This window comes from Methylobacillus pratensis, from assembly GCF_054072455.1.
The window spans coordinates 253440-267777 of record NZ_JBSUSR010000001.1; the positions used below are offsets into that span (position 1 = coordinate 253440).

Annotated in this window: 8 protein-coding genes; 4 read left to right on the forward strand and 4 right to left on the reverse strand. The window is 52.7% G+C overall.

The genetic code is table 11. The annotated features are described in order from the left end of the window. Window positions 1-27: 27 nt before the first annotated feature. From ACW4YW_RS01175 to ACW4YW_RS01185, 3 genes are all read right to left on the reverse strand, one after another. On the reverse strand, window positions 28-3555 hold the full coding sequence (locus tag ACW4YW_RS01175) for a DUF748 domain-containing protein (protein WP_457135873.1): 3528 nt from the start codon (window positions 3553-3555) through the stop codon (window positions 28-30). Between the two features lie 190 nt (window positions 3556-3745). Further along, window positions 3746-4336, reverse strand: coding sequence for a YceI family protein (locus ACW4YW_RS01180; RefSeq protein WP_457135874.1), 591 nt, complete (start codon window positions 4334-4336; stop codon window positions 3746-3748). Window positions 4337-4371: 35 nt separating this feature from the next. Beyond that, window positions 4372-5319 carry a succinylglutamate desuccinylase gene (locus ACW4YW_RS01185; RefSeq protein ID WP_457135875.1) on the reverse strand — a complete coding sequence of 316 codons (948 nt, stop codon included), beginning with the start codon at window positions 5317-5319 and terminating at the stop codon, window positions 4372-4374. Between the two features lie 256 nt (window positions 5320-5575). On the opposite strand from ACW4YW_RS01185, the gene ACW4YW_RS01190 reads away from it, so the two are divergent. Both ACW4YW_RS01190 and ACW4YW_RS01195 read left to right on the forward strand, forming a co-directional pair. Beyond that, the gene (locus ACW4YW_RS01190) at window positions 5576-6091 is read left to right on the forward strand and encodes a sigma-70 family RNA polymerase sigma factor (RefSeq protein WP_457135876.1); all 516 of its coding nucleotides are present in this window, start codon (window positions 5576-5578) and stop codon (window positions 6089-6091) included. 46 nt (window positions 6092-6137) lie between these two features. Then, entirely contained in the window at window positions 6138-7184 is a 1047-nt protein-coding gene (locus ACW4YW_RS01195) for a FecR family protein (RefSeq protein WP_457135877.1), read from the forward strand. 14 nt (window positions 7185-7198) lie between these two features. Here the strand turns inward: ACW4YW_RS01195 and yjjJ are convergent, their stop codons facing one another. Then, entirely contained in the window at window positions 7199-8599 is a 1401-nt protein-coding gene (yjjJ, locus tag ACW4YW_RS01200; protein ID WP_457135878.1) for a type II toxin-antitoxin system HipA family toxin YjjJ, read from the reverse strand. A gap of 800 nt (window positions 8600-9399) precedes the next feature. On the opposite strand from yjjJ, the gene ACW4YW_RS01205 reads away from it, so the two are divergent. Then, on the forward strand, window positions 9400-12993 hold the full coding sequence (locus ACW4YW_RS01205; RefSeq protein ID WP_457135879.1) for a TonB-dependent receptor domain-containing protein: 3594 nt from the start codon (window positions 9400-9402) through the stop codon (window positions 12991-12993). 158 nt (window positions 12994-13151) lie between these two features. Next, a complete protein-coding gene (locus ACW4YW_RS01210) occupies window positions 13152-14252 on the forward strand; it encodes a hypothetical protein (protein ID WP_457135880.1) in 1101 nt (366 codons plus the stop codon). The last annotated feature ends 86 nt before the right edge of the window (window positions 14253-14338 follow it).

Here is a 14338-nt window from a genome sequence, read left to right on the forward strand (position 1 = left end):
CACAATGCGCTGCAGAAGTGCGATCACCTAATCCTTGCGCGCCGCGCCCAGCTCCAGCGGCATCTTCACCTCGCCGTCATTGCTGGATTGCTTGTTCAAGGGCTTCACCTGCAGTTTGCCGGCATCGAGCGCCACCGTCTCGAGCAGGTAGCGCTGGACCACTTCCTGGCGCGCGTTGCCCAAGGCTTCGAGCCATGAAGGTTCAAGCTTGGCCTGCTTGTTCAACGCATCGAGCAATTTGCCGTAGTAAACAACTTCATCCTTTTCCGCCTTGACGGCATCCAATGCCTCCGGAGCGAGCTGCTCCTTGGCAAGCTTGTCCAGCGCGGACCTGGCCTTTTTGTTTGAAGTATCCACCGGGCCCGGCTTTTCACCCGGCTGCAGCTTGATGCCCATCTTGGCGGCGACCTGGTTACGCACGAACTGCTCCTGCAAGGCGCGACCGTCCGCCTGCTCGTCGACCACGGGAGCCACCTGCAATACCAGGGCTGGCCGCTTTGCCAACGCTTCGCTGATCACCTTGAGTTTTTCCTGCTCCGGAGGCGCAAGTTCGGCGCTGCCCGGGTCGAACACCAATGCCTCCAGCTTGTCGGAGCTGATGCCGAGCAAGTTGCCCAACGCCCGGAACGGCGAAGTCACCAGCTTGCCGAGCACGTTCACGATCGCCTTCCACACTATCTTGCCGTAACTGAATTCGGGGTCGTCCAGGCTGCCTGACACCGGCAAGTCCAGGTCGATAATGCCGTTGCTGTCCTCCAGCAATGCGATTGCCAGGTCCAGCGGCAGGTTCACCGCGTCCTCGCTATCCACCTTCTCGCCCAGCTTGAGCTTGTTGACGATGAACTTGTTCTCCCCCGCAAGCTGGCGGTTCTTGATCTTGTATTCGAGATCCACCGACAGCTTGCCGGAATCTATCCGCCGCCCGGCAAACTTGCCGGAATACGGGGTTAGGCGGTTCATCTCCAGGTTGCGGAATATCAGCTTGAGATCGGTGAATTCCGTTGCCTGGAACGGCTGCACGGAGCCGCGAATCCGTGCAGAGCCATAATCGTCGACCTTGCCGTCCAGCTCCACTTGGGCTGTCGTGCTTGGATTGGTGGACATGCCGTTGATCACGCCGGACAAGGTGTTGATATGGGTGCCGAATTGCGGCGTGAGCGAGAGGTCGGCGAATTCGAGGTTGGCATTGTCGATGCGGATACGCTCAACCGCGACCGGGAACGGGTCTGCGGCCTGTTCTGCAGGCTGGCCCGCAGATTGATTAGACAGCGCCGCAGCCTGGGCTGAAGAGTCTGCCGGCTGCTCGCGCAGGATACGCTGGACGTTGAGCGTACGGTCCTCGTAAATGATGAACTTGCCGCGCGGCTCGTTGATCTTCAATTCGCCGATACGCAGGCTATCGGGCGCCAATGCCAGCCTAAGATTATTCGTGGACAGGCTGCGCCATCCCAGAAACGCCTGCCCGGTATCTTCTTCCACGATGTCCAGCCTGTCGGCGCTGAAACCGCCCTTGTACTGCACCGCGAGCTTCTGGCCCTGCTTGAGGCTCAGGTCGCCTTGCGTGCTCAGCGCCCCGCTATTCAGCTTGAGCATGGCGAACTGGTTGACGTATGGCGCAAAAGGCTTGAGCGAGAAATCCGCGAGCTTGAGCTTGATGTCACCCTGCATGGGTTCCGGCGCCAGCTTGCCGCTGGCATTGAAACTGCCGCCCTGCTTCACCTTGAACGCGAGGCTGACAGGCACTGCCCGCTTGGTGTCGAGGCTGACGTCCTTGACTTCCAGGCTGGCGTTTTCAATATCCAGCGCCACAGGGCTCTTCGTGCTTTGGTCGCTGAAGTGCAGGCCGGCGCCCTCGACGGCAAAACGCTTGAGGTCGAACGTCCAGGCAGCATCTTCCGGGCCAGGCTTGGCCTGTGCCGTTTTAGGCTGGCTTTTCTGCGGCGTGGATGGCTGGGCAGGCTCCAGGATCGCCTGCCAATTGACCTGCTTGGCGTCGCGCAGTACGTCCGCGCCCAGCCCCTTCAACACCACCGCCTCCAGGCCGGCCTTGTGCGCTGCCAGGTCTACCTGCCCGCCCTGTACCGAAAGGCTTTCCAGGCGCGCGACGGGTTTTCTGTTGGCACCCGAGCGCACGGAGAACGGCCCGATATTGCTCTGCAATTCGTCCACCCTGCTCTGCCCTTGCTCGCTGGCGAACTTGAGGTTGAGCGACAGGCTGTCAACGGCGACTTGCAGGGGCTGCTTGAAGGTTTCGTCCAGGTAGTCCAGCTTGAGGCCGTCGATGCTGGCCTGGTTCAAGTGGATACTCCATGGATTTTCTGCAGTATCAGCACTAGGCTCGACTTCGGCAGGCTGTTCCTGGGATTGCTCCGAAGCGGTATGCAATTGCTGCCAATTCACACCGCCATCCCGTTGCCGTACCGCTTTCACTTCACCCTGCGCGATATTGAAACTGCCGATATCCAGTTTATGCGCCTGCAGGTCGAGGGCGACATCCGCAACAGTCACGGAAGGCAACTCCAGCAACGGCTTGCCCTGCTGAGCCAGCTGGATGCCTTCGAGCACCAGCTTGAGCGCATCGAACTGCACCTGGGCCTGGTCTTGCATCTTGAACTGCAGGCTCGGCAATTCGATCGCCAGTTGTTTCAGCTCAAGCCTGCCTTGCTGCGCTTGCGATTGCAGCAAGACGGCCGCCGCATCCTCCAGCGCCAGGCTGAAATTGTTGATGGTGGCTTCAGGCTTGTCCTGCACCAGCGCGAACTGGTAATCCAGCCGCGTCTTGAGCTGGCCTGCCTCCAGCTTGACCGGCAACGCATCGGGCGGCAATACCTCGAGCAGCTTCGCAAGCCTCAGTCCCTCCAGCTCGACCTTGCCGCTGGAAACGACCGGGTTGAGGCCAAGCTCGCCCTTCCATTTGAGCGTGCCGCCCTGTTCGGGCAATTTCGCCAGGATGGCGTAATCGCCAAGGTCTTCCGGCAAGGTGGAAAACCCGTCCAGCTCCAGCCCCAATGGCTCGAGCACCGCGCGGAAGGCCTCGGGACGGTTGCGGTCCACGTATTCGATATCCCCGCGCTCGATCAGGATATGATCCACGAGCAAGCGCGCCATGCCTTCGCTCTTCTCTTCCTCCGGGTTTTCGTTGAGCTTGGCGATCAATGCCGCCCAGTTGCTTTCGCCGCCGGGCAATACCTCGAAGCTCACATGCGGCGCGCTCAGCTGGATATCCTTGAGCCGCCATGCGAAACGGAACAGCCCGCTCAGCTCGAGGTCGGCATGCAGGCGCTCGAACCCTGCCAGCGAAGCGCCTTCCCTCGTCGTCAATTGCAATTGATCTACCGTCAATGCAATCCGCAGGGGGTCGTAATCGACCCGCCCCACTTTTAAATGGCTCGCCAGCTTGTTTTCGGCAATCCATGGCAACAAGCGCTGGGCAATCGGGTTGACGGCGAAGTAGCCGAACAGCAGATAGGATATCCAGAACCCAAGCACCATGAGAAACGGCAGGCTGGTCAATGCCCGCCAGGTTTTCTGCACCAGTATATTTCTATCCGCCATGGGAAACCTCCTCGCCAGTCTGCTGGCTTGTTGCTGTTAGCGCACGCTTAATGAATGTCAGCCCGCCATGCCGGATTGAAGCGGCTGACCGAACTTGATGAAACAACCCTGGCTAAGCGCTGTGCCGCAAATGATAGATAGCGATCCGGCAGGCAGCGCAACAAGGCCAGGAGGCTTTTGCCAGCAGTGCTTAATGCTTATGATCGAACACCAGGCTGAACGTCACCGGCACCACGGTGCTGATCGAAGGCAGTTGCGCCACTTCGCGCAGCTTGTCCACGCCCTCGGTATACCCCAGCGCCGCGGCATCGAGCAATAGCGGCTCTATGGTACTGACCAGCAAGCCCTGCTTGCCAAGGCCGACCACGCGCAAGCGCGCCTCCAGCGGAATGTTCTTGCCGTTGATGGCGAGTTGCAGCTTTACGGCCTCGGTCTTGACCTCGCCCGCAGCGGGTGCCTTGAATGCATTGACGGTATTCCCGGTAATATCGGCCTGGGGGAAATTGGCAAGGTCGAACAGCATGGTCTTCATGCGCTCGTCCCGGATCGCGATATTGGTGTTCACGCTGGCAAGCTTGATGCTCGCCTTGAAGGCGCCATCCTGGCTGATCGTGCCTGACAGCTGGTTGAAGCGGTGCGTCTCGCCGATGGTGTTCTTCTTGACCGACACAAAATTGAGGACAGACGCCTCATTGTTCAACGCCCAGTCCGCCACGGCGCCTTGCGAAAACAGCAAGCCAGTGCCCAGCAGGGTTGCAGCAACTATAGAAAACTTATTCATCCTAACCTCCATCCATATACTATTGTTGTTCAATATCAAACCCGGTCGATCGCCTTGGCGAGGTAGAACCACTCGTTGCCCGGCTCGGCCCCGGGATTGGGAAACACGATGTGCACTGTATCAGCCGCACGGATTTCCTCCCCGTCATGGCGGGTCCCGATGAGGGTTCCCGCTTCGAGGCGCTCGAAGCCGCGCCATTCGCGCGCCAAACGGTCCTCGGGATGATGCTTGTCCACGACCTCGAACAAGCGCAGGGTTTTCCTGTCCGGCGTCTCCTGTGGTTCTTGCTGGCCGCTCAATCCCAGCCACGCCAATGTATTCAGAATCGCCCGGTACGCGACTTCGGGCGCTTCAGCATCCTCATGCTGCCCGCATTCCAGGGTCAGGCCATAGCCGCCCTGCGAGCGCATATATTCCGTAGTACCTACGCCGTAACGCACATCTGCAACGGCGTCTGCCTGCACAGCCTGGGCTTGCCGGTGGGCAACGCCGCTAGCATAAGTATCCAGCCAGCCGTCCACGAACAGTTTGACCCCCAACCGCCGGGCCAGCGACTCTTCCTCGGCATCGTACTCGAACGGCTCCAGGCTTCCCTGGTTATTCTTGGGCCCCAGCATGGCAAACGGTTCACCGGGAGTATGGAAGGAATGCAGGTCCAGCAACACGTCATGGCTCGCCAGCAACGGGCAGAGCCAATTGGCCACGTGGTCTTCAAACTGCTGCGGATCGTCTGTAGGGTATAACTTGCGATTGAGGTTGCGCTCGCCTGAGCGGGTGTATTGCGCACGCGCCAGCGGGTTGCAGACCGGCACGAATGTCACGCTGCCCGCGACGATGCCGAGCGCACCGCTCTCCAATTCGTCGACTACCCGGCGGATTGCCAGCGTGCCGCATGGCTCGTTGCCATGCACGCCGCCCAGCACGATCAGGCGCTTTCCTGGCTGCATCCCGCAGAAAGAAATGGACTCAAAGTGATGGCTCATGCCTGATTATCACCGCTTACGCCCTGTTTGCGCAATGTTGCCGCTGCTGACTTAAACCGTTTCCAGCCAATTCTATATTGGCTGTTTATAACCAATTGGTTACAAACAACCACCATATTGCAGCCAAACCCTGCTTTGAGTAAAAACAAGATATCGCTGCAATCTCATACAAATCACATCCTTACAAATAACTGACGCGACAGGCCTGTTTATTGCTACCATTTTTGCAAGATCATCTTTTGTAGAGTAGATCAGCATGAGAATCAATCCAACATGGCATGGTATCGACTTACACTGGGCTTACTCAGATTTGCTGCCTACTATCTACCGTCAAACAGGCTACCGTCGCACCGCTTGCGACGTGCTGCACGATGCGCTGATCCGATTTGCCATCTCCAGCAATGCCGGGCGCATGGAACAACCCCACGCCTACCTGCGCACCATCGTCCGCAACCTGCTGGTCGACGGCTACAAGGACCAATCCCGCTTCCTGCCCCTGGTTGACGAAGAGATCGGCGCAAGCTATGAGCTGGAGCAGCCGGTGGCGCCCTCCACCGAACACCTGCTCGATATGCAGCAAAGGCTCTCCATCCTGCTCAACATCATCGATCACATGCCTGCACGCTGCAAGGAAGTGTTCGTGCTGTTCCGTATCGAGGGCCTGGCCCAACAGGAAATTGCCGAGAAACTGGGTATCTCCGTCAACATGGTGCAGAAACATATCATGCGCGCCATGCTAGACTTGCTCGAAGCAAAAGACTTGATCAACTAGCCATGTCCGGGTAGCGCCTTTACAGGTGCCTCCGCCAACCAAGAAAATGAGCCATAGCCCTGCCCAACGGAGCGCACGCCAAGCCGCCATCAAGTGGTTTGTCATCATGCAGGATGCCGATACCGAGCATCCCGAGCGCAGCCGTTTTGAGGAATGGCTGCTTTCCCATCCGGCGCACCAACGGGCCTATCAGGAAGTATGCGCACTATGGGAGGACCTGGATTCTTCCGACCGCTTGCTGCATCTTGAAAGCGCCATGCAGCAAAAGATCTTCATCGAGAAGACCGATCGCAGCAAAAAAATACGCACCGCCATCACCCGCACCCTCAGCGTCATGTTCTTTGCCGCGCTCGGCATCACCAGCTATTACGGTTACGAGTCATGGCAGAACGAACCTACCATGCACATGGCGGCCAGCACCGAAATCGGCCAGATCCGCTCCCAGGTACTGGAAGACGGCACCAAGCTCATGGTCAATGCCAATAGCGATATTGAAGTCACCTACACGCGCAAAGAGCGCCGCGTGATCCTGAAACGCGGCGAAGCCAGTTTCGATGTCGCAAAGAATCCGGACCGTCCCTTTGTCGTCGATAGCGGCCTTGCCCGAATCACCGTGCTAGGTACCCGTTTTGCCGTCAACAAATTCAGCAGCAAAGTGCGGATCAGCGTCGACCACGGTGTGGTGCGGATCGAGCCTCAGCAATACCTCACCACGGAAAAAACCGCCCCCAACCGCTTCGCCGAACATGTCTTGACGCTGCGAGACAACGAAGTAGCGGAAATCAACCTCAACGGCGAGGCCAAGCGCCTGCAACGCCCAGCCGCGGATGCCTTCAGCTTTGAATATGGCACCATCACCTTCGACCAGGCCGGCCTGGAGGAAATCGCGGAAACCCTTTCCCGCTACCGCCCTCTGCCAGTCAACGCCGATCTCGACTCCCAACCGGACGTCAGCATCACTGCCGTTATCCAGTCAAAATATGTAGAACGCTTCATCAAGGAGTTGCCCGCCATCGCTCCGGTCAAGGTCACCACAGAGGGCGACATAACCCTCCTGACGCCAAAGAAGGCGCAAGCTTCCCGCAAGCAATAATGTTGCTCGCGATGCTAAAGCACTGCTGGACGCACCCTCTGCAGTTGCGTGAGGTTTTGCTGGCCGATCTGCCTGAAAGGCATGCTCACCCTGGAGTCATGACTGACGGCATCCCAGAATGCCAGCGCTGCCGCATAAGCCTGCTTCCAGGCTTCGGCCTCCCTTGGCAAAGGCAACTCGGGCACGAACTGGCGGGGCGGCACTTCGCCGCCCGATAATGGCGCGTACAGCATGGGCAGCATATCGTATGCTGGCGCCAGGTAAAAAATGGCACTGTCATTTCCATCGGGATCATATTGAAATGAAAGATTACCCAAATGCATATCGCTATTTGCGATGAGCCTGCCAAACCACCATAGCACTTGCGATCCATACACCGCGCCCGTCTCCACCATCCCCGCCTTGACCAGTTGCTCAACCAACTCCGGCCACGCTTCGCTTCCCCGGCCAATCAATGCAGCATCCAGACTGGACAATGAAACCAACGGCAACCGCCCCCATTCGCCCTGCCGGTCAAAACGCTCGACCTCCAGAAAAGTCCGGCTGCCTGATTGCAAAATACGGCCCTGGGCCGCACGCACCGGAAGCAAGGAACGGATGGCCTCCAATGCTAGATGCTCACACACCAATAGATCAGACCATCGCCGCACCGATGATGAATCATCCGCCCCCGAAAACTTTACGATCACGTGCGATGTCGCGCTGCCAGCCAGTTGCCGTTGTGCTGTAAATTTCGGGAATTCCCCGCCAGCGCTTGAGCCCATGCCCACGAACGCGACCGCCTCTTCCGCCAACTGTGCATAATGCGCTTCCTGTTGAGGTTCAGGAATCGGCATTTGAGGCATGGAGACTGATTGAAGCCATAAAGAATAAGCCTCATCCCCAATAATCAAATGGCCGGAAGTGTCCGCTCCACGCCGGCTCAATACATAAGTAATATGGTCGTCAGACCAATATTCCGGATCATTCGGCACATCGAGGTCCTGTGCAGCCCTACGGGCGAACATGCGCCCAAGGTACCCTTGCGGCCGCATGTCATAAAGAGGATACGGCAAACCCTCCCATATCCCGGAAGCAAACTCACGAGCGATGGGAAAGTGCAAACCCTCCATCGAAAAGAACGTGCCTGTTGGCGACAACAAGTGCAGCAGGGCACCAGCGACCCCCTGCCCTTGTGCGTTGACACGATACACTGGAATCGGCGCGTGACTGCCTCGCAATGGCCGGCGCATTGCATAGCGGGCGTGTTTTGTCACGCCGAAGCGCAGAACATCACTCTCCCAGGATTGGATAACACGCAAAACAGTAGGTACGCTCACGCCAGCTCGCCGAGCCAACTCCGCTGCGGAAATCGGGCCTTGGGTTCTGAGCAGCCTATCCAGCTGCACACGTGCTATTTCATTACGGGGCCTCATTATTTAATGAATTATGATAAGAATAATATAATTATTATTAATATATAACAATGAGATAAATATATGAATTATTTTTTTATGATTAGAATATTTCTATAAATTCAACAATATAAAAAATCCCAAACCTGCAACCATGCGCCCTCTCCACCATAAAAATATTTCCGAATTTTCATCAACGACATCAGGGTTTTGTTTTCCTGGCGGTTATATCGGTAGTAAGACCGATTTTTCAGGAGAATTAAATTGGATATCTTCAAGCTCATGTACCGCATGGTGATCGCATTGACCGCTCTGCTGTTCATTATATTGCTCGGCACTCTCTCGTTTTCCTTGTAGGCAAACGGCAATATTCCAACCGAGGTTTAGCTGGAAAGCTAAAAACCAAGCGAACTCCTATTCATGTCCGGTTTAGCCCGACATCGCAAGGTTTTCACACTAACTCTGCTGCCTCAATCGACATCCCTCTCGCCGCACTGCCGGCTACTGCATGAAACCAGTTTTTTACATTCCCAAGCTTCCTTCCAAAAATCCCAAAAAAGTCGGGAAATTATCCCCAACCAATAACCTATTGATTTAAATAAATAATTTCTCATACCAATCAATCTCTAGTTTTTCTTAAAAAAATACCGTCAGGGTTTCTCGACCTGAACGGTTAAACAAGCATGTAAGGCAAATTTTGCTGCCTTCATCCGACATGGAAGGATCTGTTATTGATGTCAGGCGATACCTTCAATGTTGAGAAGTTCGATCATAAAAAATAAGAATAAAAAATTATTAGACATACACATATGGAGCAAGGGATGAGCAAGAGAGGGAGAACTTTTCATGAACAACCACAATTCAAGAAGCAGCTATCACATGCATTGCACCGCGTTTATAGTCATAAAAGCGCTGTACTGCTGACGGCAATGGTCGGAATCATGCCGTTTCAGCCACATGCAGCCGAGCTCGACACAACATTGCCAAAAAGCAATCCAAGCACCGGCTCGTTCGCGCCCAGCAACATCGACATCCCCAGCCAGCCTCTGGATGCAGCACTCAAGCAACTCGCGCGTACCACAGGCATCAGCGTCGCCTTCGACAGCACGCTCGCCACAGGCAAGACCGCTCCCGCCGTCAAGGGCCGCATGAAAGCGGACGAAGCCCTTAGGCTGCTACTTGCAGGCAGCGGACTGGAATCCACGATCGACAAAGATAATGCCGTCATCAAGCCTGCAGCAGAAAAATCTGCGATCAATTTCCAGCAAGTAGATGCCGTGGAAGTTCGCGCCAAGCGGTTTTATGAAATTGGTCCTTTACCTGGCTTGGGACTTACAAAAGAACAAATTCCAGGCAACGTACAAAGTATTACAGCCAAGGAAATTAAAGAGTCTCATTCATTAAGTATCACTGATTTAATGAATAGAAAACTACAGTCCGTTAACGTCAATGACTATCAGGGCAACCCCTTCCAGATGGACGTGACATATCGTGGCTTTACCGCTGGCCCACAGATCGGCACTCCACAAGGTCTGTCTGTATTCTTCGATGGCATCCGTGTTAATGAACCCTTTGGCGATGTTGTGAATTGGGACATGATCCCCATGAATGCACTGGAAAGCCTGGATGTATTCCCTGGCTCCAATCCCATTTTTGGGCTAAATACCTTGGGTGGCGCGCTCACCATGAAAACCAAGGATGGTTTCAATCATGCCGGTGTCAGTGCAGAAGTACTCACTGGTTCCTTTGGCCGCAAATATTTGCAAGCTGAAGGCGGATGGAACAATGGCACAGTCGCTTTGTTCGGCGCTGGTAATTTTTTTATGGAGGATGGTTGGAGAGAGAACTCTGCCAGCCGGGTTGATCAGTTTTTTGGCAAGGCAAGCTACAGAGGGAGCAAGCTTGACCTCAACTTAAGCACCCTATTGGTGGGAACAGACTTGGTAGGCAATGGCCTGATTCCCAACCAAATGTATCAGCAGGATCGAAATGCTTCATTTACCTCGGAAGACACTACAAAAAACAAACTAGAACAGTTCCAGCTTTCCGCCAATTATTTTGCGAGTGAAACGTTCACTATCACAGGCCAAGTGTACCGACGCAATAGCAGAAGGCGCGCACTGGGCGCCGATGCTTATACTGATGGTTTTCCGGATAATCAGAGATTGCAACGAAACCTGGCACCCGGTGAAGAAGTTAGTTGCCAGTTTCTCAGCACCAATTCCTACGGTATTCCTGACTATTATGTGTTCGCATTGGCTGATCCTTATGACATCAACTCACATCCATTTCTTCAGGACTTTTTTGCGAATAGCTATGATCCAAATTACGATCTAGAGGCTGCGCTTGCACAATATGCCCCTGATGCACTCAATGGAAAAGTGACAGAAGAATATGCAAAAGGAGTTAGGGATAATTTCAATTACTGGAAAAATTCCTTGGACTCAACATTATTTCAGGAAAACAATATTCCACCACCCAACGCATGGGGAGATCCAACGGATTATTCCAATGGCGATTTTTCTTATTTGACATTAGGAAATCTATACGACGTACTCAAAGCTAATACTCTTGATATTGACAATTCAACTTTTGAACCACAAATGAATTATTTTTACGACACAGATGGTGTCAAGCATGTGGTGCTGACTCGCTCTCCTCTGAATAAAGATACATGCCAAGGAGCTCAAGCTGATTTATTCATTACAGATAGTAATGGATTGCCAATTCATCCAGATGGTGGGATTGCCGGAGGGACAGGTCAAATAAATGGCATCCCAGTTGCCGTATTAACTGACAACACAATCAAACAGCAGGTAGATGGCGCTTCGCTACAATTTAACTGGAATTTTGAAAAGCATAAATTCATGGTAGGTGCCTCTATTGATCAAGCCAAGGCGAGCTATTCTAATAGCCAGCGTTTTGGTTTATTCGATGAAGATCGCAAAGCCTATTTGGCGCCAGAAAACATCCTGGATATGTACTCAGCTGCAGATGCTCCCATTTCCAATAATGATTTTAGTGGAACCTCTACGACCAAAAGTATTTATTTCAGCGAAACATGGAGCCCAATTGAAACACTTAACATTACGGGCTCAGCACGCTATAACGAGACGCAAGTAAAAAATAAAATTGCCACACGCACCGCTTTTACTTATTTTCAATTGGGCGCTTATATAGCAAGGCCCGACGATTTCAATATGTGCATGGGTAGTAAAGACAACTGCCCCAGCACAGGCTATAAGCCGAGCGATGGCAGCAAGCTATTAAAGCCCGCAGAAACCGAGAAATTCAGCTTTTACTCTCTCAATCCTTCACTCGGTTTAACTTGGGATGCCAAGAAAGATCTTAATTTTTATGCCAACTGGGCACAAGGCACGCGTACGCCCAGCGTGATCGAGTTGGGCTGCGCTTTTGATGGCCGCCCCAGTGGACAGAAAACTTGGGGAGGAGACACCAATGGAAATGGTATTCCTGACCCTGAAGAAATGATTGATGTCCCTAACAGTATTATGCAGAACCGCTCATGCACTTTACCCACTACGCTATCGGGCGACCCTTACTTACCGCAAATCAAGGCGACCACTTATGACATCGGTTTACGCGGTACCATCGGTGACAATATCCGGTGGAATCTTGGCGCTTACCAGACGGATCTGAAAGACGATATTTACCTGATCACTATTGGTTCTGCCAACAGCTACTTCGACACCATTGGCAAGACAAGACGGCGGGGTATAGAGGCTGGCATTTCCGGCACTTGGGACAAATGGAGCCTGGGGGTGAACTATGCGCTAACCGATGCCACTTTTCAGGATACTTTTGACATGGTTTCAGAACATAACAGCAGTGCTGTAGTGAATCTTGCAAATGGTCTCGCGGGAGTGAATGGCGAAGCATTTAAATCCATCACCGTCAAGCCTGGTGACCGCATGCCAGGTATTCCTTTACACAATTTTAATGCCAATGTGAGTTATGCGGTTACTGATAAATGGAGAGTGGGATTCAGTGCAGTATTGCACTCTGAAAGTTTCATTCGCGGCAATGAAAATAACAAGCACCAACCTGATGTCGCTGAGTATTTTTATAATAATGTAGGGCAACTTGTTGCTCGGCAACCCTTTAGAAATCCAGGCAAAGTGGATGGTTATGCAATATTCAATTTCCAGACTAGTTATCAAATCAACTCTGAATGGACCGCTAGTTTGATAGTAAATAATGTATTGGATAAGGAATATTTCACGGCAGGTCAACTTGGGCGTAATCCATTCTCGCCCAGTATCAATGGTGCAATTGGCCCTGGAGGCTACAACCATAACTCAACTGATTGGCTAAGTGCCAATTTCTTAGCTCCAGGCGCACCTAGAGCGGCATGGTTTAGTCTGAGATACGAATTTTCACCTAGCAAAAGATAATCAAGATCAATGAGTAAGAAAAAATTACAAGGGCATTATGGCTGCCCTTCAGCGTTCAACCTGATCAACCAAAGCGCTCACAACGACTAGAACTGATTAGGGGAACTGGTATTGCTGGCAACCATAATGCTAGCTAATTGTACCGAAAGGAAGTCCCGATGAAAAACGCTAAATTACAATTGGCTGTACTTGGAGTTTTCAGTGTGGCATCTGTTCAATCCATGTCGGCAGGCTTTGTGAATATCCCGACCACAGGATTTGCGACTAGTGCTTATACACGCTGCATGGCACAAACTACTACTATTGGAGGAAACACTACCACTGTTGGTAATTTTGGATCGGGTAGCACTTCGAATGGCAATCCCACTCCAACCCCCACTACCGGAGCAAACAATACTTGCGCTATTGTTCCGGCCCCGGCAAATGACATTACCTCTCCAGAGACCAATTATACCTTTGTGGCATCAGCTACAAGGCCAATCGTTTTGAATAATATTTACACTGGTAGTAGCAACGTTACTGTTGGCAATGTCCTGGAAGTGGTTTGGCGCAAGCCGGCTGCTTCAGCACCAGTAACGCCAACGAATATGTGCATTATAGGCGCAAGAGTATCGTTGACTAATGTTGCGTATAGCACCCTCCCTGATTTAGCTGGTCAACGATTCGAGGTTAATGACTTGGCACGCGCTGGACTAGATGGTTTGACGGTTGATGCAGCTTATGCAATCACCAACTCAACAGCTTCTCCTGTTTATCGGATAGGCCGCAGCGGCGTATCCGTTCAGCATAGAGCCTTGGCAGTTGCGCCAACCTATGGCGACGAAGGAGGTGCGCTACCAGGCACAAATTATCTGGATTTACCAACTATCGGTACGGGAACGTATCCAATTACTGGTGTTAATCGCTTTACAGGAACCACAGCAAAAGCATTGCCATTACCAAATCCAAGCCTGCCTTCTGAGCAAGAGGCCCCAGTAGATCATAGGCTTGTTGATTTTACATTTGATGCAAATGCTGTTGATGATGATGGAAGCACGAACCCAGTCTCTGCTATGACATATGTCAAAGTAGCTTGTAATAATAATGACAATGCAGCCACTATTAATTCTGTCTACGATCCAGGCACAAATCCAGGAGGATGGACAAGAGATAACGTTATTCGTCTGCGTCAAACAGCTCAGGAATTGGCACCATTTATTGATGTAAAAGTTAGGGGATACGTATTACCTGGGCAACCTGCAGTAACTCCAGTTCCTTAAATATTTCAGTCGTTTAAGTAAATAGAAAGCTTTATTCGCGGCAAGGCAAGCTTCCTTGCCGCAAATTAAATCATTTCAGGAGAATA